This window comes from Paraburkholderia youngii, from assembly GCF_013366925.1.
In the GTDB taxonomy this organism is placed as follows: domain Bacteria; phylum Pseudomonadota; class Gammaproteobacteria; order Burkholderiales; family Burkholderiaceae; genus Paraburkholderia; species Paraburkholderia youngii.
This window is the reverse complement of sequence record NZ_JAALDK010000002.1, coordinates 855,688-880,479: the sequence shown is the minus strand read 5'-3', so window position 1 is coordinate 880,479 and position 24,792 is coordinate 855,688. Positions and strand designations below refer to the sequence as shown.

General features: G+C 61.1%; 19 protein-coding genes. 16 read left to right on the top strand and 3 right to left on the bottom strand.

Going from position 1 to position 24,792, the window contains the following annotated elements; genetic code table 11:
- Positions 1–4 precede the first annotated feature (4 nt).
- The 5 genes from G5S42_RS35340 to G5S42_RS35320 all read left to right on the top strand — a co-directional run bounded on the left by G5S42_RS35340 (position 5) and on the right by G5S42_RS35320 (position 5,494).
- Positions 5–811 carry an enoyl-CoA hydratase gene (locus tag G5S42_RS35340; protein WP_176111371.1) on the top strand — a complete coding sequence of 269 codons (807 nt, stop codon included), beginning with the start codon at positions 5–7 and terminating at the stop codon, positions 809–811.
- A 22-nt stretch (positions 812–833) separates the two neighbouring features.
- Positions 834–1,703 (top strand): MaoC/PaaZ C-terminal domain-containing protein, encoded by an 870-nt coding sequence (locus G5S42_RS35335; protein ID WP_176111370.1) that lies wholly within the window; start codon positions 834–836, stop codon positions 1,701–1,703.
- A 138-nt stretch (positions 1,704–1,841) separates the two neighbouring features.
- Entirely contained in the window at positions 1,842–3,050 is a 1,209-nt protein-coding gene (locus G5S42_RS35330; protein WP_176111369.1) for an acyl-CoA dehydrogenase family protein, read from the top strand.
- A gap of 9 nt (positions 3,051–3,059) precedes the next feature.
- The gene (locus G5S42_RS35325; RefSeq protein ID WP_176111368.1) at positions 3,060–4,193 is read left to right on the top strand and encodes an acyl-CoA dehydrogenase family protein; all 1,134 of its coding nucleotides are present in this window, start codon (positions 3,060–3,062) and stop codon (positions 4,191–4,193) included.
- A 71-nt stretch (positions 4,194–4,264) separates the two neighbouring features.
- Positions 4,265–5,494, top strand: coding sequence for a cytochrome P450 (locus G5S42_RS35320; protein WP_176111367.1), 1,230 nt, complete (start codon positions 4,265–4,267; stop codon positions 5,492–5,494).
- A 99-nt stretch (positions 5,495–5,593) separates the two neighbouring features.
- Here G5S42_RS35320 and G5S42_RS35315 read toward each other — a convergent pair whose 3' ends face one another.
- On the bottom strand, positions 5,594–6,253 hold the full coding sequence (locus tag G5S42_RS35315) for a TetR/AcrR family transcriptional regulator (protein ID WP_176111366.1): 660 nt from the start codon (positions 6,251–6,253) through the stop codon (positions 5,594–5,596).
- Positions 6,254–7,591: 1,338 nt separating this feature from the next.
- Between G5S42_RS35315 and G5S42_RS35310 the strand changes: the two genes are divergently transcribed.
- The 5 genes from G5S42_RS35310 to G5S42_RS35290 all read left to right on the top strand — a co-directional run bounded on the left by G5S42_RS35310 (position 7,592) and on the right by G5S42_RS35290 (position 15,845).
- Positions 7,592–9,289, top strand: coding sequence for a DUF1302 domain-containing protein (locus tag G5S42_RS35310; protein ID WP_246392297.1), 1,698 nt, complete (start codon positions 7,592–7,594; stop codon positions 9,287–9,289).
- A 14-nt stretch (positions 9,290–9,303) separates the two neighbouring features.
- The gene (locus tag G5S42_RS35305; RefSeq protein WP_312883684.1) at positions 9,304–10,653 is read left to right on the top strand and encodes a DUF1329 domain-containing protein; all 1,350 of its coding nucleotides are present in this window, start codon (positions 9,304–9,306) and stop codon (positions 10,651–10,653) included.
- Positions 10,654–10,798: 145 nt separating this feature from the next.
- Positions 10,799–12,160: a DUF1329 domain-containing protein gene (locus tag G5S42_RS35300; protein ID WP_176111365.1), complete on the top strand. Its 1,362-nt coding sequence runs from the start codon at positions 10,799–10,801 to the stop codon at positions 12,158–12,160.
- A 127-nt stretch (positions 12,161–12,287) separates the two neighbouring features.
- Positions 12,288–13,352: a WD40/YVTN/BNR-like repeat-containing protein gene (locus G5S42_RS35295; RefSeq protein WP_176111364.1), complete on the top strand. Its 1,065-nt coding sequence runs from the start codon at positions 12,288–12,290 to the stop codon at positions 13,350–13,352.
- A gap of 12 nt (positions 13,353–13,364) precedes the next feature.
- The gene (locus G5S42_RS35290) at positions 13,365–15,845 is read left to right on the top strand and encodes an efflux RND transporter permease subunit (RefSeq protein ID WP_176111363.1); all 2,481 of its coding nucleotides are present in this window, start codon (positions 13,365–13,367) and stop codon (positions 15,843–15,845) included.
- A 78-nt stretch (positions 15,846–15,923) separates the two neighbouring features.
- On the opposite strand, the gene G5S42_RS35285 is transcribed toward G5S42_RS35290, so the two are convergent.
- Both G5S42_RS35285 and G5S42_RS35280 read right to left on the bottom strand, forming a co-directional pair.
- Complete coding sequence (locus tag G5S42_RS35285; RefSeq protein WP_176111362.1) at positions 15,924–16,706, bottom strand: SDR family oxidoreductase; 783 nt, start codon at positions 16,704–16,706, stop codon at positions 15,924–15,926.
- A gap of 32 nt (positions 16,707–16,738) precedes the next feature.
- A complete protein-coding gene (locus G5S42_RS35280; protein WP_176111361.1) occupies positions 16,739–17,749 on the bottom strand; it encodes a zinc-dependent alcohol dehydrogenase family protein in 1,011 nt (336 codons plus the stop codon).
- A 137-nt stretch (positions 17,750–17,886) separates the two neighbouring features.
- Between G5S42_RS35280 and G5S42_RS35275 the strand changes: the two genes are divergently transcribed.
- From G5S42_RS35275 to G5S42_RS35250, 6 genes are all read left to right on the top strand, one after another.
- A complete protein-coding gene (locus G5S42_RS35275; RefSeq protein ID WP_176111360.1) occupies positions 17,887–18,636 on the top strand; it encodes an electron transfer flavoprotein subunit beta/FixA family protein in 750 nt (249 codons plus the stop codon).
- Between the two features lie 2 nt (positions 18,637–18,638).
- Positions 18,639–19,571, top strand: a complete 933-nt coding sequence (locus G5S42_RS35270) for an electron transfer flavoprotein subunit alpha/FixB family protein (protein WP_176111359.1) — start codon at positions 18,639–18,641, stop codon at positions 19,569–19,571.
- A gap of 159 nt (positions 19,572–19,730) precedes the next feature.
- Positions 19,731–21,089 carry an aromatic ring-hydroxylating oxygenase subunit alpha gene (locus G5S42_RS35265; protein ID WP_176111358.1) on the top strand — a complete coding sequence of 453 codons (1,359 nt, stop codon included), beginning with the start codon at positions 19,731–19,733 and terminating at the stop codon, positions 21,087–21,089.
- Positions 21,089–22,798 carry an FAD-binding protein gene (locus G5S42_RS35260; protein ID WP_176111357.1) on the top strand — a complete coding sequence of 570 codons (1,710 nt, stop codon included), beginning with the start codon at positions 21,089–21,091 and terminating at the stop codon, positions 22,796–22,798. Before G5S42_RS35265 ends, G5S42_RS35260 begins: the two co-directional genes overlap by 1 nt.
- Positions 22,799–22,814: 16 nt before the next feature.
- Entirely contained in the window at positions 22,815–23,801 is a 987-nt protein-coding gene (locus G5S42_RS35255) for a thiamine pyrophosphate-dependent dehydrogenase E1 component subunit alpha (protein WP_176111356.1), read from the top strand.
- Positions 23,798–24,790 carry an alpha-ketoacid dehydrogenase subunit beta gene (locus tag G5S42_RS35250; protein WP_176111355.1) on the top strand — a complete coding sequence of 331 codons (993 nt, stop codon included), beginning with the start codon at positions 23,798–23,800 and terminating at the stop codon, positions 24,788–24,790. The genes G5S42_RS35255 and G5S42_RS35250 overlap by 4 nt, the downstream gene beginning before the upstream one ends.
- Positions 24,791–24,792: the final 2 nt, after the last annotated feature.

Below are 24,792 nucleotides of genomic sequence, written 5' to 3'. Positions count from 1 at the left end.
TCTCATGCGCTTCGAGACCATTCTGTACGACGTCAAGGACCGTATCGCAACCATTACGCTGAACCGTCCTGAACACATGAACACCTGGAACGACCAGGTGGCGACCGAGGTGTACGAGGCGATGCAGGCGGCGGGCGCGGATCATGGCGTGCGCGTCATCGTTTTCACCGGTGCTGGCAAGGCGTTTTGCGCGGGCGGCGATATTCACAGCTTTGGCGGCGACCCGGCCGCGCTGATGACGAAGCTGCCGCGCCCGTTCGACATGCGCAAGCGCGCCGACTGGCAGACGCGCTGCTCGTACTATCCGGCCATCCCGAAACCGGTGATAGCGATGCTCAACGGTGCGACGGTCGGCATTGGCCTGATCCACGCGCTCTTTTGCGACATCCGCTTTGCGTCGGAAGACGCCACCATCACGACGGCATTCGCGCGCCGGGGCCTGACCGCGGAGTACGGCATGGCCTGGATACTCGCGCGCCACGTCGGCCAGGCGCACGCGCTCGACCTGCTGATGTCGGGACGCAAGATCAAGGGGCGTGAAGCCGAACGGATGGGACTCGTGAATCGGGCAATCCCAGCCGACAAGCTCGTCGAGGAGACCTATGCCTACGCGCGCGAAATGGCCGAGTACTGCTCGCCGCGCTCGATGCGCATCATGAAGGAGCAGGTCTGGGAGGTGCCGTTCCAGACGCCCCACGAGGCGGTGATGTACGCCGGACTGGACATGCCGATCGCCAACCAGTGCGATGACTACAAGGAAGGCATGGCGAGCTTCCTCGAAAAGCGCAAGCCCAACTTCACGGACCACTGAGCATACATAGGACTATCACCTCATGCTGAACTACGAAGTCGTCAAGAACTGGCCGATCGAGGATGTTACGCAGACGTACAGCGAGCGCGACGTGATGCTGTATTCGCTGGGTCTCGGGCTGGGCGGAGACCCGCTCGACACCGAACAGCTGCGCTACGTGTACGAAAAGGACCTGCAAGCGATGCCGACCTGCGCGGCCGCGTTCGCGTGGCCGAAATCGTGGATGCGCGACCCGCGCACCGGCATCGACTATCTGAAGCTCGTGCATGGTGAGCAGGACGTGCGTTTCGTGCGCCCGATGCCGGTGGCGGCGACCATCGTCAGCAAGACGCGGGTGAGCCGCATCTCGGACAAAGGCGCGGGCAAAGGCGCGATCGTCGAACTCAAGCGCGACATCATCGACGCCTCGACGGGCGAACAGCTTGCCGAAGTCCGGCAGGTGTCCTTTCTGCGTGGCGACGGCGGGTTCAGCGCCGAGTCGGGCGCGAGCGACGCGCCGCCCGAAGCGCTTCCGGCGGTGCCGGAGCGTGCGCCCGATGCGGAATATGTGTTCCCGACCGGTGCCCATGCTGCGTTGATCTACCGCCTTTCGGGCGATGCGAACCCGCTGCACGCGGACCCGGAGGTAGCGTCGAAGGCCGGCTTCAGCCGTCCCATTCTTCACGGCCTCGCGACCTACGGTATGGCGGGTTACGCGGCGATTCGCAGGTTCGCGGGCAACGACGCATCGCGCTTGAAGCGACTGGCGTTGCGCTTGACTTCGCCGGTATATCCCGGCGAAGAAGTGCGCTTCCAGTTCTGGAGGGACAGTGACACACGCCTGCATTTGCGGGCGCGCGTCGACGCACGCGACGTGGTGGTGCTGAACAACGGCATCGTGGAAATTGCCTGAATCCGCGCCCGGCAACGCCGACGTGCTTTGCCGGGCAGCGACTGGAGCCTGAAATGAAACGACCCCCATGCTCACTGTTGTTCGGGGCCCCCCGGGAGGGCTTCGGCCTCCCTTGGGGCGGCCCGGCGGGAGGCTGAAATGAACCTGAAAGAGAGTCCCGCCGACAAGGAATTTCGCGCCACGGTGCGCGAATTCGTAGCGACGCATTTGCCCGACGACATTCGTGAACGGGTGCTGAACTTCCGCCATGTGCCGCGCGAAGACTATGTGCGCTGGCAACGCATTCTGGCCGGGAACGGATGGGGCGCACCTGCATGGCCCGCGCAATTCGGCGGCGCCGCCTGGAATGCCGCGCAGCGCAACATTTTCGACGAGGAATGCTTTACCGCCGGCGCGCCGCGCCAGATGCCGTTTGGCCTTTCGATGGTCGGACCTGTGATCCAGAAGTTCGGCACCGACGCGCAGCGCGAACGGTTTCTGCCGCGCATCGTCTCGATGGAGGACTGGTGGTGTCAGGGTTACTCCGAGCCGGGGGCGGGTTCCGATCTGGCGTCGCTCAAGACGCGTGCGGACCGCGTCGAGCGCGACGGTCAGTCGTTCTACGTGGTCAAAGGCCAAAAGATCTGGACTTCGTTTGCCCAGTGGGCGAACTGGATTTTCTGCCTGGTTCGCACGGATGGCAGCGGCCGTCCGCAGGAAGGCATCTCGTTCCTGCTGATCGATATGTCGACGCCCGGCATCACGGTCAGACCGATCCGCACGCTCGACGGCGGCCACGACGTCAACGAAGTGTTTTTCGATAACGTGGAAGTGCCGGTGAGCAATCTCGTCGGTGAAGAGCATCGCGGCTGGTCGATCGCGAAGTACCTGCTCGGCCACGAGCGGACCAACATCGCGGGGCTTGGCAACTGCAAGCGTTTCATGCGACGTCTGAAGGAAATTGCCAGCACCGAGCGTAAGCACGGCAAGCCGCTCATCGAGGACGTCCGCTTTCGCGATCGCATCGCCAGGGTGGAAATCGATCTGATCGCGCACGAATGGTCGCTGCTGCGCGTCGTCTCGGCCGAAACAGCGGGACGTCCGATCGGACCGGAGGCTTCGGTGCTGAAAATCCGCGGTTCGGAGATTCAGCAGGAGCTTACGGAGCTGATCATGGAGTGCGCCGGCCCCTATGCGGTGCCTTTTGTAAGCGAGGCGCTGGAGGCGGACTGGCAGGGCGAGACCGCGAACGGCGAGTTGCTCAACGCGCTGGCCGCGCACTACCTGGACTGGCGCAAGATTTCGATCTACGGCGGTTCGACTGAAGTGCAGAAAAACATCATCGCCAAGCAGGCGCTCGGCATCTGAGGACACGCCATGGACTTCACGCTGGTTGAAGAGGAACAGATGCTGGCCGACGTGGTCGGCCGTTTCGTCGAAAAGGAATACGACTTCGAGGCGCGACGCCGTCTCGCCGCTACGCCCGAGGGCTGGTCGGCTGCGCACTGGACTACGCTGGCTGAAATGGGCGTGCTGGCACTGAACGTGCCGCAGGATCATGGCGGCCTTGGCACGGGGCCGGTCGAGACCATGCTCGTGATGGAAGCCTTCGGCCGTGGACTCGTATTGGAGCCGTTCGTTTCGACCGCGGTGCTCGGCGCGAAGCTGATCGGGCGCGCAGGACACGAGGCGCGCAAGGCCGAGTTGCTGACCGGCATCGCCGACGGCAGCCTGAAGACCGCGCTGGCGACGCTCGAACCCGGTGCGCGTTTCGATTTGTGGAATGTTGCGACGAGGGCCGAGACCACGCGTGACGGGTTCGTCCTGAACGGACGGAAGGGCGTCGTATTGCACGGCGACAGTGCGGACATTCTGCTGGTTTCGGCGCGTACCGCGGGCGAGCAGACCGATCAGCACGGCATCACACTCTTCGCCGTCGATGCGCGAACCCAAGGCGTCCGCGTCAGAGGATTTCCCGCACTCGATGGCCAGCGAGTCGCCGAGGTGGTGCTGGAGGACGTGCGCGTCGATGCAAAGGCTGTCATCGGCGCGGTCGATCAGGGCTACCCACTGCTCGAGTGGGCGGTCGATCAAGGCATTTTTGCGCTGTGCGCGGAAGCGGTCGGCGCGATGTCGCGGTTGAGCGAACTGACCTTTGAATACCTGCGCACGCGAAAGCAGTTCGGTTCGCCGATTGGTAAATTCCAGGCGCTGCAGCATCGCGCCGCCGATATTTTGACCGCGGTAGAGCAGGCGAAATCGATCGTCTACTTTGCCGCCGCCAAGCTCGGCGAGGACGACGACCGCGAAGCCCATCGTGCAGTCACAGCCGCCAAGGCGCTGATCGGCCGTAGTGCGCGCTTCGTGGCACAGCAAGCGGTGCAACTGCACGGCGGGATGGGCATGACCGACGAACTGGCGGTGGGGTGGTACGTGAAGCGGCTCACCTGCATCGATATGACCTGGGGAAACACCGAACACCATCTCGAACTGTACGGCGCGTTCCTGTAATCGCAGTTTGCCCGACGACCCAGAATGGTCCCGACCGCCGATACCGGTCGATTCGAAAAAGGAGACAACAGATGTCAGTAGCTGCTCATGGCGCGGCTCCGGAGCTCGCGCCAATTCCCGCGCACGTATTGCCCGAACGTGTGTTCGACATCGATATCTACAATCCGCCGGGTGCCGAGGACGACTATCATCTGTCGCTCAAGCAGTTGCACGCCGAAGGCATTCCCGACATTCTGTGGACACCGCGAAACGGCGGACACTGGATCGCGACGCGCGGCGATGACATCTATCACATCCTCAAGGACTACGAGAATTTCTCGTCGAAACAGCTGACGGTGCCGCTGGTCGAGCATCAACCGTTGCCGCCGATCTTCTTCGATCCTCCGCAGCACACCGCCTATCGCGCGCTGATCGCGCCTGCGTTCATGCCGCAGGCAATCGGCAAGCTCGAGGAGAAGGCGCGCGAAATGGCGATCGAACTGATCGAGGGTTTTTATCCCAAGGGCGAAGTGGAATTCGTATCGGGGTTTGCGCAGCATCTGCCAATCGGCATCTTCATGAACATGGTGGCGCTGCCCGCCGAAGATCGCGAGTACTTGCTCGGCCTCGCCGACAAGATGGTCCGCCCGGTCGATGCCAACGAGAAGCTCAAGGCGCTCGGCGCGATTTTTCAGTACCTGGGGGTGAAGATCGCGGAGCGCCGCGCGAATCCGGGTGACGACCTCATCAGCAAGATCGTCCATTCGAAGATCGACGGGCGTGCGCTCACCGACGATGAAGTGCGCGGGCTTTGCGGCCTCGTGCTGATTGGCGGCCTCGACACGGTTGCCTCGGCAATGGGTTTTATCGCGCGATTCCTCGCCGGCAGCCCGGCCCACCGCAAGCAGCTGATCGACAACCCCGAACTGACGCAGAAGGCCGTGGACGAGCTTCTGCGGCGCTTCCCGGTGGTGAATCAAGGGCGGCGGATCACACACGACTTCGAATACAAAGGCGTGCAGATGAAGGCGGGCGACATGATCGTCATGCCGACCACGCTGCACGGTCTGGACGAGCGAAAGTTCGACGATCCGCTGACGGTGGATTTCACGCGGCCCACGCCGATTCATTCGACGTTCGGCAATGGCGCGCATCGTTGTCCCGGCTCGTTCCTTGCGCGCGTGGAGTTGAAAGTTTTCCTTCAGGAATGGCTGAAGCGGATTCCCGATTTCCAGATCAAGCCTGGCGAGAAGGCGGGTGTCCACGGAGGTGTGAACGGCACGCTGTACCACTTGCCTCTTGTCTGGGACGTGGCCCGTTGAAGAGCGGTCGCGATGGCCCGAGCAGGCCATGGTGACCATGTGGGTCTGTGGAAGACTATCTACGGCTCGGTACGCCCGCCATATGGCGCGCCCCTCGTTCTATGGAGATGCCTTGCTCAACGCGCGCCAGACAACCTTCATGGCGTGACGGAACGAGTCGACATCGAGTGTGTTCGTGTCGGCTCGGCGAAGATAGACGACGAGGCCCTGTAGATGCGAAAGGAGCAGGGCACCGCGCAGCGTACATTCTCCCGCCGCCACGGCGGGGTTTGTCTGTGCGATCAGTTCCGCCAGCAGAGCCTGGAAATCCGCAGTGGTTTTCGCCATTAAGGCATGCAAGGCGGGCTCGTGCTCCGCCAGACTCCAGGACTCCAGAACAAAGGCGCTAACGCGCTTCCCGTCGGGCGCCGTCAGTACGGAGAACGCCTCGTCGACGATGACTTCCAGCCGGGCCTCCGGTGGCCGACGTTTGTCTTCTGCGATCGTCCGATAGTGCTCGAAATAGCGACTTGTAAAAGCCTCGATCGTGGCCCGCAGTAGTTCTTCGCGAGTGCTGAAATAGTGCTGCAAGGTTCTCAGTCGGATTCCCGCGTCGCTGGCAATGCGGCGTTGAGTGAACCCAGCGTTACCTTCCGATGCAAAGACCTTGATCGCCGCTTCGATGATGGCGGGCACACGGGTGGTTCTATTTCCTCGCCGTTTGGGTCCGTCTTCCGCCGTGTTGTCGAGGTCTGCCGATGAGATGGTCAGGTCTTTCATCTGTTGTGCTCTCCTTGGCGTCTGCTGCCTGTCGCGCGCGCGTTGTCAGTCCCGGATGCGCAAATCTGCAGACCATTCCCCACCCTGATACGTGCATCGTTCGATCCTGATCGGCCAGCCGCGACTCTTGATCTGATGATAGTCAGCTGACGAATAAATATTCGTCCATCGACTAATTACTTCCAGATGGCGTCTCATCCATTTAATTGCTACGTCACACATCGTACTCCACTGAAGCGTGGTTTTGTCCATACCAGCATTTCCCCTGGTGCCATCTGGGCTTGATAATGGGTCGGCTGACTACTAGTATTTAGTCAAACGACACATTACGGTAGAACCAGATTTTTCTCGCAGTGCCGGAGCCGGAGCGGAGATGTGCAGGTGTCGGGCCGAGCCGGTCAAGGTCGCCAATCTTTGCGTTCGTGGCAGTGATTGCCAGCGGCGCACACGGGGCGGTTGAAGGAGCAGGACATGAAGCTTGGAGAAAGTTCTTTGCGTTCGCTCATCGAAAAGTGGCTCGCGCCAACTGCGACCACACCGGTGCATGTAACCCGATGTACTTTCGCAAATTCGAGTCAGACGAGGTGTGTGCTCGCGCGGTCGTCTGCCTCGGAGAGGTCCCTCGCGATATTCTTCTTTCGGCACGACGACGGAGCCTGGCGAGTGTTCCCACCGCCTCCCCGAAAACCAGAAATGCACTCCTGCCCAGGAGCGGGATAAGGGATTTGTCTTGTCGATTCATGGTCAGGATAAATACATGCACTGCCAAGGAAACTGACCCAATCGCACAAGCGTTTTCGGCTGCTTCCGCGATTCGTCCTCCTTTCGCGTGCGAAGTGAGAGACGAAAGACTACCTCGTCCCTGATCTGTACCGCGTACGGCCTGCAGATCGATTCATGATCCGCTCTCGCGGATTGCCAGGAAGCCACCCATGGTTTGCATCGCCATTCCTCGCAGGCGAGGCGGATGCCTTGTCAATGCAAGCGTCGCCGGCATCTCGATTGCGCGACGCGCTCGGCCACGCATCTGGCACCGATGTGTGCTCCGGTCATGCGCGCATCGCTTCGAATTCGTCACCAATCGCAAACCCACGTTTACCCCGAATTTCGAACGGCGTTCGAAAAAATGCATCGCGTAGGGGTGGGCGAGCGTTGACAGTCGAGTTTCGAGCGTTTATCTTTGCGAACAGCATTCGTATTCTGGTGACGTGGTGGGAGGTATCTGAAACGCGATGCTGATGAGGTGGGGGAGGCCGGTTTCGCTTCATTGCTAAGTCTGCGGGAATCCAACGGCCTTGGCCTTTTCTGCGGCAGTTCGACAAAGACAAGAGGAGACGCATGAAACAGAAGAGTCTTAAGCCAAGGGCGATCAGCCTTGGCGTACACGCCGCCTGTATCGCCGCGGCATGCGGGTTGTGGAGCGCGAACGCCAATGCATTTCACTTCGATGTGCCGAACCCGGACATCGACATGCAATGGGACAACACGGTGCGCGCGGACTACGGCATCCGGCTGCAGAATCCGGACCAGTTCTACACCAGCAGTCCGACGTTCGATGAAGGCAATCTGTCGACGCCGAAGTTCAGCACGATCCAGGCGATGCTGAACCTCTACAGCGAGTTCGATTTCAAGTACAAGGAAACGTCCGGCTTCCGCATCAGCATGGACGCGTGGTACGACCCGACGTTCAAGAATCACAATACGAGCAATCCGGCGTTTCTGCCGAACTATCCGAACAACGAGTACACGAGCTACATCAAGAAGTACTATCAGGGGCCGAGCGCCGAACTGCGTGATGCGTTCGTGTTCAACACCTTCGACCTCGGTGGTCACTCTGTAAACGTCAAGCTCGGCCGGACGGCGATTACCTGGGGGCAGTCGGCGTTCGCTACGCTGGGTGGTGCGAACTCGGTGGCGATCGGTCAACAGCCGCTCGACCTGATGAAGCTGACGCAGAGCCCGAGCGCTTCGCTCAAGGAAATCGTGTTGCCGACGGCTCAGGCCGCCGTGACGGCGAACATTACCGACACGATTTCCCTCGGGGCACAGTACACGTTCGAATGGAATCACGACCGGCTGCCTGAAGGCGGCACCTATTTCGGCGGTGCGGATCCGATCCTCTACGGCCCTCCGATCGCGAGCTACGAAACCATTCCGGGGCTGGGCACGTTCGGGATTCCGCGCATCGCGCCGACCAAAGGTCAGATAGGCGACATCGGCCTGAACGGCAAGTGGCGAGTCGATTCGCTCGCAACGACCTATGAATTCACGTATCGCCACTTCGCCATGAAGATGCCATGGGCGGCGGTGCTGCTCCCGGGTGCCGGACCGGAACTCTTCCCTGGCTTCAACCTGCCCGGTGTTACGGCGAAGTACGGCAACAACGTGAACCTGATCGGCGCTGGCTTCAACAGCGCGATCGGCAACGCGGCAGTGGCGGGCGAACTGTCGTATCGTTGGAACATGCCGCTCACAGCCGTCAATACCACGACGGTCAACGACGCGCCGACGGGTCGCACGCTGCACGGTCTGCTGAACGTCACGCAGTCGTTCGGCAAGACGCCCTTGTGGGACAACATGTTCCTTCAGGCTGAATTCGCGTTCAACCAGCTGCTGAGCGTGACACACAACGCGGGCAACTTTGCGAATTCCAGCTATGACACGACCGGCCAATGCTCAGCATCGGGGAACAACCCCTTCAACAACTGCTCGACGCGCTTCTGGGCTGGAATCGGCATTGGTGCGAGCCCGCAGTGGTATCAGGTGTTCCCGGGGGTCGATCTGACGATGCCGCTGTTCGTCAATCTGAATCTGAAGGGCTACTCTTCGGTCATTACGCCAGCGGCCGAAGCACAAGGGCAGAACACGTTCGTGGTCGGGCTTGATTTCACGATTTACAACAAGCACCAGGTGAACGTGACCTACACCTATTACATGAACAAGAAGGGGTACTCTACGACGGGAGCCGCGACTGCACTCGGCGCACCGTATAGCGACAAGTCGTGGATCGGCATCACCTATCAGACAACGTTTTGATGATGGAGGCACCTGTGAAAAGACTCCCCAAGCTTCTTAAGGCGCTGGCGATACTCGCCGCCGTTTGGGCTTCACCCTATACGCTGGCAATCGAGAGCGGGATTACCCCGTTCGGAGCGGAAATTTCCGGCAACAAGGACGGCACGATTCCCGCCTACACGGGCGGCATCAAGGAATTCCCGGCCGGCTTCAAGCCCGACTCCGGGAAATGGGCGGACCCTTTTGCCGGTGAAAAGCCTGTTCTGCAAATCACGGCCCAGAACTATCAGCAATACGCCGACAAGCTGAGCGCCGCTTCGATCGAACTGTTCAAGCGCTATCCGACTTACCGGATGGACATCTACCCGACGCACCGCTCCGTTTCGTATCCGGATTGGTACCTCGAGAACTCGGAGAAGAACGCGCAAAGCGCCAAGCTCGAAAAGAATGGCCTTTATATTTCGGGCGCGTTCGGCGGTAAGCCGTTCCCGGTCCCGAAGAACGGTCAGGAAGCGTTGTGGGACTGGGAATTGCGTTATGTGGGCACGGCCCAGAAAAACAACGTGAAGACGTGGCTCGTCGATTCGAGAGGCACTCCGATTCTTGCTGCACAGTTCAAGAGTTCGCTGCTCTATCCGTATTTCGAGCCTAAGTATGAAGCGGAGTTTCGCAAGAAGGGTCCCCTTGCGATCTGGTATCAGGTCTATAACGACTACGCTGCACCGTCCCGTCTGATCGGCGAGACGTCGCTCTTCTGGTACTTCACGGATTCGGCCGATCACGATCAGCAATCGTGGGCATACAACCCGGGCCAACGCCGCGTGCGCGTGGCGCCCGATCTCGCCTATGACACCCCGAACCCCGGCTATTCCGGCGCGATCACGATGGATGACATCCAGCTGTTCTACGGGAAGATCGACCGCTGGGACGCAAAGCTGGTCGGAAAGAAGGAAATGTACATCCCGTACAACGACTACAAGCAGCAGTACGATACGCCTGCAAGCAAGATCCTCACGTCGAATTTCGTGAATCCGGATCATGTGCGCTGGGAACTGCACCGCGTGTGGGTCGTGGACCTGACGCTCAAGCAGGGCGCGCGTCATATCTACAGCAAGAAGACGCTGTATTTCGACGAGGACGGCGGTGGCGGAATGATGGACGCGTATGACCAGTCGGGCAAGCTGTATCGCGGTGGCTTCGAAACCACGGTGCCCGCCTACGACTACAAGGTTCCGTATTCGCTCGGTAACTGGTTCTACGACTTCAACAGCGGCATCTATATTTTTGGCAGCCATCCGGCGGAGTCGCCGGGGATCATGTTCAACGTGAGCTTCCCGAACGACTACTTCACGCCGGAGCGTATGCAATCTGCGGGTGTGCGCTAATTGCGCGCTGAGTCGAGGATAAGGTATTGAGTGAGACGTCCCGCCCGGCTTGCCTGGCGGGACGTCTCACCAGCAGTGGCTGGATCGAGTCGCACGCATCGAAAGTAGTGTGATTGCTTTTGGTATTGGATCAATCTGGAAAGTGATGGAGACAGTTTTGAAGAAGCACCGGCTGTTGATTAACGCGTTCGCGCTTGCTGCAGCAATTTGCGCCGCGCCGATGTCGAATGCGATCGAAAACGGGATCACGCCTTTCGGGGCCGAAGTCGCCGGGAACAAGGACGGGACGATTCCCGCCTACACAGGCGGTATCACACAGTTTCCGACCGGATTCAAGGCAGATTCTGGCAAGTGGGCAGACCCGTTCCCGGATGAGAAGGCAGTGCTGCAAATCACTAACCAGAACTATCAGCAGTACGCGGACAAGCTGAGCGCGAGTTCGATCGAGCTGTTCAAGCGTTATCCGACCTATCGGATGGACGTCTATCCGACCCATCGCTCGGTGTCGTATCCGGACTGGTATCTCGAGAATTCGGAAAAGAACGCGCAGAACGCGAAGCTCGAAAAGAATGGCCTGTTCGTTTCCGATGCGTTCGGCGGCAAGCCGTTCCCGGTGCCGAAGAACGGTCAGGAAGCATTGTGGAACTGGGAACTGCGCTACGTGGGTACGGCCCAGCGCAACAACGTGAAGACGTGGCTGGTTGATTCGAGAGGCACGCCGATCCTCGCCGCGCAATTCAAGAGCTCACTGTACTACCCATATTTCGATCTGAAACAGGAAGGCGAATTCAGGAAGAAGGGCGGTCTCGCCATCTGGCAATACATCAACAACGATTTCGTTGCACCGGCGCGAATGATCGGCGACACCACGCTCTACTGGTTCTTCACCGATACGGCCGATCACAACCAGCAATCGTGGGAATACAACCCCGGTCAGCGCCGCGTGCGCGTGGCGCCTGACCTTGCCTACGACACGCCGAACCCTGGCTATTCGGGCGCGATCACGATGGACGACATCCAGTTGTTCTACGGACGCATCGATCGCTGGGACGCGAAGCTCGTCGGCAAGAAGGAGATGTACATCCCGTACAACGACTACCAGCAACAGTATGAAACGCCGGCGAGCAAGATCCTCACGCCGCATTTCGTCAGCCCGGATCATGTGCGCTGGGAATTGCACCGTGTGTGGGTCGTCGACCTGGCGCTCAAGCAGGGCTCGCGTCACGTGTATGGCAAGAAGACGCTCTATTTCGACGAAGACGGTGGCGGCGGAATGATGGATGCCTATGACCAGTCCGGCAAGCTGTATCGAGGTGGCTTCGAGACCACGGCGCCTGCATACGACTACAAGGTGCCGTATTCGCTGGGCAACTGGTTCTACGACTTCAACAGCGGCATCTATATTTTCGGCAGCCATCCGGCGGAGTCGCCTGGGATCATGTTCAACGCGAGCTTCACGAAGGACTTCTTTACACCTGAGCATATGCAGTCGACCGGCGTGCGATAGCCGATACAGGTGCAAGGAAAGGCGCAGTACGTGCGCCATGCCGGGTATCGCATGGCGCACAGAGAAGTTTCATAAAAATCCAGGACTGTTCGCGTGACCGATCGCCAGTTACTGTGAAGGAGACACAATGCGCAATACCCTGTTTCGTTGGCTGGCACTCGTCGCGGCGGCATGCGCCGCCAGCGGGTCGGTCCATGCCGAATTCGCCGATCCGATGCGTTCGCCTGCCGTGATCAACCTGCAGGCCGCGCATGAACCGCTGATCGCGTTGGCCCAGGCCGGACAGCGTCTGGTCGCGGTAGGCCCGCGCGGGGCGATTCTGGTTTCGGACGACATGGCCATGCACTGGCGCCAGGTCCAGGTGCCGGTGAGTTCGGATCTGGTCGCTGTCACGTTCAAGTCGGCCGCGCTCGGCTGGGCGGTCGGACACGACGGCGAGGTGCTCCACACCACCGACGGCGGCAATACCTGGACGCGGCAGCTCGACGGCCAGCAGGCGGCGAAGCTGATGAGCGCCTACTATGCGAAGCAGCAGGGCGATTCACCCGATCTGAAGGCGTCGCGCGAAGAGGCAGAGCGCTTCGAAGCAGACCAGGGGGGACGTCCTTTCCTCGACGTCTGGTTTGATGATGAGCGTTCGGGCTGGGTCATCGGCTCGTTCAACATCATTTTTCACACCGACGACGGCGGCAAGAACTGGGTGCCCTGGTTCGATCGCGTCGACAATCCCAACGCGTTGAACCTGCATGCAATGCGCCGTATCAACGGAACGCTTTATATCGTGGGCGAACAGGGGCTGCTGCTCAAGCTCGACCCCGGCAAGCAGCGTTTCGTCGCGGTTCCTACGCCCTCGAAGGGCAGCCTCTTCGGTCTCGCTTCCACGGGCAACGCGTTGATCGTCTACGGTCTGCTCGGCAACGCATATCGCTCCATCGACAGCGGCGCGACCTGGGACAAGATCACGCTGCCGACCGGCGCGAGCATCCTGGCGTCGGCTGAACTGCCGAACGGTAACCTTCTTCTCGCGACCCAGGCGGGTGAGCTGCTGGAGAGCGCCGATCAGGGGGCAACGTTTCAAAAACTTCGCGCGAGCCAGCCGGGCGGCATCTTCGCGATGGCGTTGCGCGGCGACACCGCGGTGCTGGCGGGCGCGGCCGGCCTGTCGCGGATCACATTGTCGAAGTCGAACTAAAAGGGAGCAGACATGGCTGGCGGCAACAATGCCCAATTCGACAAGATGCCCGTTGTGGCGGATCTTGCCCAGTTCGATTCACGTTCAGGCAACGCGCTTGAACGGTTGATCTTCAACCGCCGTCCCTGGCTCATCGTCATCTGCGCGATCATCACGGCGGTGCTAGGGTTTCAGGCGCTGCGTCTCGATGTGAATGCGAGCTTCGAGAAGATGATTCCGCTGTCGCATCCGTACATCAAGAACTATCTCGCCAACAAGGCGGACCTTAAAGGGCTCGGCAATTCGCTGCGGATCGTCGTCGAGAATCCCTCGGGCGACATCTACGATCCGAAGTATCTTGCCGCGCTGCGACGCGTCAATGATGCGTTGTTCCTGATTCCGGGCGTCGACCGTCCTGGCGTGAAGTCGATCTGGATGCCGATCGTGCGCTGGAACGTGGTCACGGAGAATGGCTTCGCGGGCGGCCCGGTGATGCCGGACGGCTTCGACGCGTCCGCACAGGCCATCGCACAGCTGCGCACGAACGTAGCGCGCGCAAACATCGTGGGCAGCATCGTGTCGAATGATCTGCATTCGAGCATGATCCAGTTGCCCCTGCTCGATCACTATGCCGATACCGGCAAGGCGCTCGACTACGCGAAGCTCTCGCACCAGATCGACGAGGTCATCAAGAAGGAGGGTCACGGCGAGGTGCACGTGCACGTGGTGGGCTTCGCGAAGCTGATCGGCGACCTGATCGACGGCCTCAAGCTGGTGGCGATGTACTTCGGCGTGGCCGCGGCGATTGCGCTCGGCGTGATCTTTCTGTACACGCGCTGCTATCGCAGCACGCTGCTGGTGGTGGCATGTTCGCTGATTGCCGTCGTCTGGCAGCTCGGCATCATTCGCTCGCTCGGCTATGTGCTCGATCCCTATTCGGTACTGGTCCCGTTCCTCGTTTTCGCCATCGGCGTATCGCATGGCGCACAGAAGATGAACGGGATCACGCAGGACATCGGGCGCGGCACCCATCGCTACGTGGCGGCACGCTACACGTTCCGGCGGCTTTTCCTCGCCGGTCTCACGGCGTTGCTCGCGGACGTGGTTGGCTTCGCGGTGCTGATGGTCATCGACATTCCGGTGATCAAGGATCTGGCGTTCACGGCGAGCGTTGGCGTGGGCGTGCTCGTGTTCACGAATCTGCTGCTGCTGCCGGTACTGCTTTCATACATTGGCGTCAGTCCGTCAGCGGCACGACGCAGCGTGCGCGGCGAGCAGAACGAGGCGCGCGGAACCTCGTCGGCAGGCGCGCTGTGGAACCTGCTCGACCGCTTCACCGAACGCCGCTGGGCCGTGGGTGCGATCGTTTGCGCGGCGGCACTCACGGCGTTCGGCTGGTCGATCAGTCAGCATCTGCAGATCGGCGACCTCGATTCGGGCGCGCCTGAGCTTCGTCCAGACTCGCGCTACAACCTCGACAACGCCTACGTCAATGCGCATTTCGGCCTGTCGAGCGATCTTTTCGTCGTGGTTGGCAAGTCGTCGCACGGCACTTGCGACGCCAACAATTTCCCGCTCGTTCTCGAGGCTGACCGACTCGAAGCCACACTGCGCAACGTGCCGGGCGTGCAGACGACGACTTCGGTCGGTGGCCTCGCGCGCTGGGTGACGGCGGGCTTCTACGAGGGCTACCCGAAGTGGTACACGGTCGACCGCGTGCCTTCGATCGTCAACAAGACGGTGTGGCAGATCCTGCTCGATCATCCGGACCTACTGAGCCAAACTTGCGGCACGGCTCCCGTGATCGCCTATCTGACCGATCACAAAGCCGCGACGCTCTCGCGTGTCATGGAGGCGGCGGAGGCATTCGCGAAAGAACATAGCGACGCCGACCACCAGTTCCTGATGGTTGCCGGCTCGGCTGGCATCGATGCAGTGACGAACGTGGTCGTCGCAAAAGCGAACCGCACCATGCTGTTCATGGTGTATGCGGCGGTGATCCTGCTGTGCTTCATCACGTTCCGCAGCTGGCGCGCGGTCGTGGTGGCCGTCGTGCCGCTCGGAGTCACCTCGGTGCTGTGCGAGGCGCTGATGGTCAAGCTCGGCATCGGCGTGAAGGTGGCGACGCTGCCGGTGATCGCGCTGGGCGTGGGGATTGGCGTCGACTATGCGCTCTATCTGCTGAGCGTGCAGCTCGCGTATCAGCGTGCGGGGCAGCCGCTGCGCGTAGCTTATCGTCATGCGGTGCAGTTCACGGGCAAGGTCGTGGCGCTGGTCGGCGTGACGCTGGCTGCCGGCGTTGTGACATGGGCCTTTTCACCGATCAAGTTTCAGGCCGACATGGGCATCCTACTAACGTTCATGTTCCTGTGGAACATGATAGGTGCGCTGATCTTGATCCCGGCGCTGTCGCATTTTCTTCTGCAGGGAATTTCGCGCAAGGCGGTGGCGAGGGGGGGAGCGGCTAGTTCGGCGAACGTCGAAGCTTGTAGCGGCGAGGTCACGCTGCGGTAGCGAGTATGTGGCGGTGCCGCGCGTTGCGCGCGGCACCGCCTCGCAGCACAAATAAGTTGGCCCGCTGGCCGCTCGGCCCTACACCACGGACATCGAAAAGCTCAGGATCTCCGAGACTCCGCCGTCGACCATCAGCATTTGGCCATTCATGTAAGAGCTGGCCTGCGACGCGAGAAACACGGCGACGCCGCCTAGTTCCTCGGGATTGCCCCAACGGCCAACCGAAATGTGCGAGCGCACGATCTCCTTCATTTGCGGATTCGATGTGACGGGCTCAGCCATATCCGTGAGGAAGTAGCCGGGGCAGATGCCGTTGCAACGAATGCCGTGTCGCCCCAGCTCCGCACCGAGCGATTTCGTGAGTCCGGCAACCGCGTGCTTACTGGCCACGTACGCTTGAAGCTTCTCGCGGCCGAGCACCGACACATAAGACCCGACGTTGATGATGCGTCCGTGTCCGCGTTCGATCATCGGGCGCGCCACTTCCTGCGCGAGCAGGTATGCGGCCGTGACGTTGGTATCCATCGTTCTTTGCCACATATCGACGCTCGACTGGAGAAAATCGCTCCACTCGCAAATGCCCGCGTTGTTGAGCAGTACGTCGATGCGGCCGTGACGAGCGAGAACGTTGCGCACGCCGTTTCTGATCGCATTGTGATCGGTGAGATCGAACGGTTCGATATCGACGGTGCCGCCCGTTTTGCGAATCGACTCCGCCGCGGTCTCGAGGCTCGCGCGCGATCGCGCACAAAGAATCACGCGCGCGCCCGCAGACGCCAAGGCGCTCGCCATCGCAAAGCCGAGACCGCGCGATGCGCCCGTGACGAGCGCGATTTGTCCTTCCAGTGAAAAGAGTTTCATTGTCTGACTCCCGTGAATGATGGGAAGGCTGATTACTGGTGGCGAATGACGATCTTGCCGAAATGTTTCTGGCTTTCGAGGTGCCGAAGCGCATCCGGTACATGTGCGAAGTCATAGACCGAGTCGATCACCGGCCGCAGTTTGTGCAATGCGATTGCGCGGTTCATCGATTCGAAGTCCTGGCGGGAGCCGACGCGGATCGGTGCGATCGTCAGTCCGCGCGCGAAGAATCCCTCGCTGGGGGAGGGGGCACCGGTCAGCAGCCCGACGACGCTGATCCGGCCGCCGTCCCGTGTGCAAGCAACCGACTTGCCGAACGTTTGAGCCCCGCCCACCTCGACGACGAGATCGACCCCAAGGCCATTGGTCAGGCGCAGCACGGCGTCTTCCCAATTGGGCGTGTCGCGGTAGTTGATGGTCGCGTCTGCGCCCAGTTCGGCCAGGCGTTTCAGTTTCGATTCGCTGGACGAAGTGGCGATCACCCGGGCGCCGAAAAGACGTGCTAGCTGCAGAGCGAAGATCGATACGCCGCCGGAACCTTGCACGAGGACGGTCTGGCCCGGCAGCAGGGGCGCATGCTGACACAGTGCGTTCCATGCGGTGACGGCGGCGCACGGCAGTGTCGCGGCTTCCTCGTCGGAAAGGTGCTCGGGAACACCAATCAGCTCTTCCTCACTCAGTACGACTTTGTCGCGGAGCATCCCTTCGACGATGGCGCCGCGGCCCAAAGTATCTGCGTGTTGCGGGCGCGCTCCGCCGTGCCAATTCTCCGCGAAATTGGCCATCACCCGGTCGCCCGGTTTGAAGCGCCGTACACTTGCGCCGACCGCGAGCACGACCCCCGCGCCGTCCGAGGCCGGAATGAAGTTCGGTGCCATCCAGTCGCGAAACGCTCCATTCATCAGCAGCAACTCGCGGAAATTTAGCGAACTCGCGTTGACCTGCACCGATACCTGATGAGCGCCAGGTGGCGCCGGATCGGGTTCCTCGCATAACGCCAGTCCCGCAATGCCTTCGAAACGCTCACATCGATAGAGCTTCATTTGTCGTCTCCTTGGTGTTGAACAAGGGCGTCGAATTGATCGCCGAGGGACGCTTTCCTCATTCTTCTCGTTGACAGCTACAAAAAAAACGGTTCAGAATATAGAACATTGTTCAACAAAGCGTTCGGAGCGTCAAATTGAAGATACTGGTCGCGGTGAAGCGCGTGATCGACTACAACGTGAAACCTCGGGTCAAGTCCGACGGCTCGGGCGTCGATCTGGCCAACGTAAAAATGGCCATGAACCCGTTCGACGAGATCGCGGTGGAGGAGGCGGTGCGCCTCAAGGAAGCAGGCGTTGCGACTGAAGTCGTCGTGGTATCGGCGGGCACCGCGCAATCGCAGGAGGTACTGCGTACGGCACTCGCCATGGGGGCGGATCGTGCGGTGCTAGTGGAGAGCGATGCGGATCTGCAGCCGCTCGCGGTCGCAAAGCTGCTGGCCGCCGTAGCCGCGCGGGAAAACCCGCAACTGTTCTTGCTCGGCAAGCAGGCCATCGACAACGACGCTGGTCAAACCGGGCAGAAGCTCGCCGCATTGCTCGGCTGGCCGCAAGCGACGTTTGCGTTCAAGACGGAAGTGGATGGTCAGCAACTGCTCGTCACGCGTGAAATCGATGGCGGTCTCGAACGCGTCGCTCTCGATCTGCCCGCGGTGATCACGACTGATCTGCGCCTGAACAGTCCACGCTATGTGACGCTGCCCAACATCATGAAAGCGAAGAAGAAGCCTCTCGATACGCTGAATCCTGAAGCGCTGGGCGTTGACGTCGCGCCTCGCCTGAAGGTTCTCGAAGTGACCGAGCCACCGGCGCGCAAGGGCGGTGTGATGGTTCCGGATGTTGCAGCGCTGATTGAAAAGCTTCGAAACGAAGCGAAGGTGATCTGATCATGACTATTCTCGTTATCGCCGAACACGACAATGCGACCCTGAAGCGCGCCACGCTCAACGCCATCACGGCGGCGGGCGCAGTGGGTGGCGACATTCATGTGCTGGTGGCGGGCCACGGCGCGTCGGCCGTCGTCGAGCAAGCCGCGAACGTAGCCGGTGTCGCCGAAGTGCTCGTCGCGGAAGCACCCGAATACGCGCACGGGTTACCGGAAAACCTCGCCGCACTCGTGGTCTCGTTGGCCCGCGCTTATACACACGTGATCGCAGCGTCCACGGCGGTGGGCAAAAACTTCATGCCCCGTGCGGCCGCGCTGCTCGATAGCGCGCAGATTTCCGATGTCGTTGCCTTCAAGGCTGCCGATGTTTTCGTGCGTCCGATCTATGCCGGCAATGCACTAGCAACAGTGCAATCGTCCGACCCGATCAAAGTCATCACCATTCGCCCGACCGCGTTCGATGCAGCAGCGACCGGTTCGACCGCCGCGCCGTCACGCGCTGTTGCATCGGCGCCGGCTTTCGATAGGGCCCGCTTTGTCGGGCAGGAACTCACGAAATCGAGCCGGCCGGAGCTTGCGGCGGCAAACATCGTGGTGTCGGGCGGCCGTGGCATGCAGAACGGTGACAACTTCAAGCTCCTCGACGCGCTTGCGGACAAGCTTGGTGCGGCCGTGGGCGCGTCGCGTGCGGCGGTCGACGCCGGCTTCGTGCCGAACGATTATCAGGTCGGTCAGACGGGCAAGATCGTCGCGCCTCAGTTGTATATCGCGGTGGGCATCTCGGGAGCGATTCAGCACCTCGCCGGCATGAAGGATTCGAAGGTCATCGTCGCGATTAATAAAGACGCAGAGGCACCGATCTTTCAGGTGGCCGACTACGGTCTCAGTGCGGACCTGTTCGAAGCTGTTCCGGCGCTGACCGCAGCGCTCGATTGACGTTCGCCCGGATTGACAGCAATTCGGGCGTCAGCCTAGCATCTGAACGCCGTTCACAACAATTGAACCGGTCGTTGCATATCGATTGCGAACCACCCGGCCACAACATAAAGAGTCGGAACCGGCGCCTACGCCGGCCACATCACGAAGGAGATAGCAATGGGTAACAGAGGTCCCGATTCGGGTGAACACACGGTCCGTCTCGATTTTGTGCCGAAGGACAGTTACCTGTCGAAGCAATTTCTCGAGCGGGAGAACGAGCGCCTGTGGCCGCACGTGTGGCAGGTTGCATGTCGGCTGGAAGAAATTCCCAACGTCGGCGACTACGTCACCTTCGACGTGGCCGGCGAATCGATCATCGTGGTGCGAACGGCGGCCGATCAGATCAAGGCCTTTTTCAACGTCTGTCAGCATCGTGGCCGTCGCTTGACCAACGGCAGCGGCAAGGCCTCGAAATTTCACTGTGCCTATCACGGATGGCAGTGGAATCTGGATGGCGGCGTCGCGCGCGTGCTCGATCGTGACGACTGGGCCGGCTGCGAGGAAATGACTGACGGTGATCTGCGTCTCACCGATGTTCTGGTGGACACGTGGGGCGGCTTCGTGTTCATCAACATGGACCCGAACGCGGAGCCGCTCGCTAAATTCCTCGATCCGGTACCGGAGATCACGAACTGCTTCGAGTTCGAGAAGATGCGCTACCGCTGGTACAAGTCGATTCGTCTTCCGTGCAACTGGAAGGTTGCACTCGAAGCGTTCACCGAGGGTTATCACGTCGCGGCAACACATCCTCAGTTGCTGGATGTCGCGGGAGATGACGTAACGCGAAGCTTTGCCTACGGCCGCCACGGCATGTTCGGCTACTCGACGGCCACGCGCATGATCGGCGCGCCGTCACCGCGAACCGGCAAGCCGATGCCGGAGGACGTGCGTCAGGGTCTCGTCAACTTCTTCCGTGTGATGGAAGAGACCCTGAAAGCAATCAATACCGCGCGCGACTACGAAGCGGCGAAGCGGCTGATGACGGAAATGTCGCCCTCGGGTAACCAGTTCGAAGTCCTCGCAAAGGCAATGGATTTCCAGCGCGAAGCGGCGATCGCCGAGGGCGCCGGCTGGCCGGAGATCACGTTCGAGCAACTCGGTCGCGCGGGAGCGGACTGGCATGTCTTCCCGAACCTCGTGTTTCTTCCGTACCCCGACGGCGCGCTCTTTTACCGCGCGCGCCCGGACGGCGATAACCCCGATTCGTGCATCTACGACATCTGGTCGCTGCAGCGCTTCGCGCCGGGCGCGGAGCCGCCGCTCAAGCGCGAGTTCTACTACGGTGTTGATGACTGGAAAGAGAACGCTCAGGAAAACTTCGGCCTGATCCTGTGGCAGGACTTCCAGAACATGACCAACGTGCAGCAGGGGATGAAGTCGCGCGGCTTCAAGGGTTCGCGCACGAATCCGCTGCAGGAAACGTCGGTTTCGAACTTCCATCGCGCGCTGCGCGAATTCATCGCGCGGGAGGAGTGATGTCGACGAGCTGGGACGCAACGTACGACTTCGTGGTGGTCGGCAGCGGCGGTGGTTCGATGTGTGCGGCGCTTGCCTGCAAGTCGGTGGGCAAGGAAGCGCTGATCATCGAGAAGCAGGCGAAGGTCGGTGGCTCGACCGGCTATTCGGGCGGTGTCTGGTGGCTGCCGAACAATCACGTGATGAAGCGCCACGGCGTAAGCGATTCGTATGAGCGCGCACGGCAGTACTTCGACGCCGCGGTGACGTATCAAGGTCCGGGCACCTCGCATGCGCGACGCGAGGCTTACCTGCGCACCGGGCCGAAGATGGCCGAGTTTCTCGAGCAGCAGGGGATGCAGTTCGTGTACGCGGACGGCTGGTCCGATTACTACGACACGCTGCCCGGCGGGGAGCCCCGTGGCCGCTCGCTATTGGCGAAGTTGTTCGACGTGAAGGAACTGGGCGAATGGGCGCCGCGCTTGTCGCGCTATAAAGGCCCGTCGATGCCAGCCAACTCGGACGAGTACCCGACACTGTTTCTGATGAAGCGGACGTGGGGCGGCAAGCGCAAGGCGATGCAGCTCGGCGGCCGCATGCTTTATCAGAAGATCACCGGCAAGGAGCTCGTGGCGAACGGTGCGGCGATTCAGGGGCGCATGCTTCAGATGGCGCTGCGCGCGAACGTGCCGATCTGGACGGACACGCCGGTGCGGGAGTTCATCGTCGAGGAGGGGCGGGTGGTCGGCATTGTCGCAGTGCGCAGCGGCCGCGAGTTGCGCGTGCGCGCTCGTCAGGGCGTGCTGCTCAATACGGGTGGCTTTTCACACAACGCTGAAATGCGCCGCAAGTACCAGCCGCAGCCGTCGTCCGCGGATTGGACCAATGCGAATCCAGGCGATACCGGTGAAATCCTGCAAGCTGCGATCGCGCTCGGCGGCGCGGTGGATTGCATGGAAGAAGCGTGGTGGGTCGTGACGTCGCTCGGCCCCAACGAGGAACTGCCGGAAGGTGCGCGCGCTCCGGATGGTTCGCCGTTGCCGTTCATGCATCACCTCGACCTCTCGCTGCCGTTTTCGATCATGGTCGATCAGGATGGCGAGCGCTTTTGCGACGAAGCGGGAGCGTACATGGAGATCGGTCAACGCATGTACGAGCGCCACAAGCAGACGGGAAAGGCGGTGCCCGCGTGGGTCGTGATGGACAGCCGCCAGCGCAAATATTACCCGTGGGGCACCGCGATGCCGGGCCAGATTCCGCAGAAGTGGCTCGACAGTGGATACATGATCAAGGCCGACACGCTCGAAGAGCTAGCCGCGAAATGCGGCATCGATCGCGCTGGCCTGCTCAAGACCGTCCAGCGCTTCAACGGCTTCTGCAAAACGGGCGTCGACGAAGATTACGGCCGCGGCTCGCGTGCATTCGATCGCTGCCATGGTGACCCGACCATCAAACCGAACCCGAATCTCGGGCCGATCGAGCAGGGCCCGTTCTACGCGGTGCGCATGTATCCAGGCGATGTCGGCACTGCAGGCGGTCTCGTGACTGACGAGTTCGGACGTGTGCTGAAGGACGACGGTTCGCAAATCCCTGGGCTGTACGCCACCGGCAACTGCACGGCATCCGTGGTTGGCCGGTGTTATCCGGGCGCCGGCAGCAGCATCGGCGCATCGTTCGTGTTCGGTTACATCGCGGCGCTGCATTCGAGCGGCGCGCAAAAGATCTGGTGACACAGGAGAGTGACGAATGAATGCCTATCAGCCGCCCAGCAGCGAAGTCCTGGTCGACATCTACAGGCGCATGACACTCATCAAGCAGAACGATGAGCGCTTTCGCGCCGTGATCAAGGCCGGCAAGCTGGTCATGCCGTACTACTCGCCGCGCGGGCAGGAAGTGATTCCGTCGGCGATGTCGGTGTGTCTCACCGATGACGACTACATCTGCACGATCTACCGCGGTGTTCACGACATGATCGCCAAAGGTGTGCCGCTCAAGGAACTCTGGGCCGAACTCGGTGGACGAGTGACCGGGACCTGCAAGGGCAAGGGCGGTCCGATGCACGTTACCCATCCCGCTTCCGGCGTGATGGTCACGACCGGCATCGTCGGCAGTTCGATGCCAATTGCGAATGGCCTGGCGCTTGCCGCGCAGATTCGCGGTGAACGGCGCGTGGCAGTCGCTTACTTCGGCGATGGCGCATCCAACATCGGCGCGTTCCACGAGTCACTGAACATGGCGTCCGTCTGGAAGCTGCCGGTGATTTTCGTCTGCCAGAACAACGGCTACGCCGAGCACACCAAATACGCTTACGGCACCTCCGTGTCCAACATCGCGCAACGCGCGGTCGCGTACCAGATGCCCGGCGTGACGGTGAACGGCAACGATCCGATCGCGATGCACAAGGCGGCGCGCGAGGCGGTCGAGCGTGCGCGTGACGGTGGCGGCCCGACGCTCATCGAAGCGAACACGTTCCGCTTTCAGGGCCATGTATTTGGCGATCCGGACGCGTACATGGACAAGCACGAAAAGGCGGCCTGGGTCGCCAAGGACCCCGTGCCGCTCTTCCGCCAGTGGCTCATCGATGCAAAGCATGCGACCGAACAGCAACTGGCTGCGATGGAAGCCGGGCACGAGGCGCAGATCGACGCTGCGGTCGAATTCACGTTGTCGAGCGAATATCCCGATGTCGCTGAGCTTCGTCGCGACATCTTCAAGGACGAGGTGCTTGCATGAGCCAGATGCCAACCAACATCAACACTATCCAGGCCGTCAACTTCGCGCTCGACGATGCAATGGCCGCCGACGTCAACGTGATCGTGCTGGGTGAAGACGTTGCCGACGGTCAGGAAGGCGGCATTGTCGGCGTAACGAAGGGACTATCGTCGAAATACGGCACGTCGCGCGTGCGTTCGACGCCGATCTCGGAGCAGGCCATCATCGGTGCGGCAATCGGCGCTTCGATGGTCGGCATGCGCCCGGTGGCGGAAATCATGCTGATGAACTTCACGACCGTCGCGATGGACATGATCGTGAATCACGCGGCGAAACTGCGCTTCATGTCGGGCGGGCAGACCAACGTGCCGATCGTGATCCGCACGATGACCGGTGCCGGCTTCGGCACGGGTGGTCAGCACGCGGACTACCTTGAAGCGTGGTTCGCGCACGTCGCCGGCATCAAGGTGGTCGCACCTTCGAATCCTGCCGATGCGTATGGCCTGATGCTGTCCTGCATCCGCGACGACGACCCTTGTCTGTTCATCGAGAACATGCCGACCTACTGGAACCCGGGCAATGTGCCGGAGCGCGGCGTGGCGATTCCACTTGGAAAGGCCAACGTCGTGCGCGCAGGCACGGACGTCACGTTGATCAGTTACAGCCGCCGCGTGCAAGAGGTCATGGTCGCCGCGGAGGCGCTCGCCAAGGATGGGATCGCCTGCGAAGTGATCGATTTGCGCACGGTCTCGCCTCTGGATACCGAAACCATCCTGACTTCGGTTGCCAAAACAGGGCGCGCCGTCGTGGTGCACGAGGCCGTCAAGCCGTTCGGCGTGGGTGCTGAAATCGCATCTCGCATCTACGAGGCCCTCTTTCGCGAACTCAAGGCGCCGGTGCAGCGCGTGGGCGCGCAATTCTGCCCCGTGCCGTTCTCCAAGCCGCTCGAAGACGCGTTCGCGCCGGGCGTGGCAGACATCGAAGCGGCGGTTCGCGCGACGCTGAAATGACG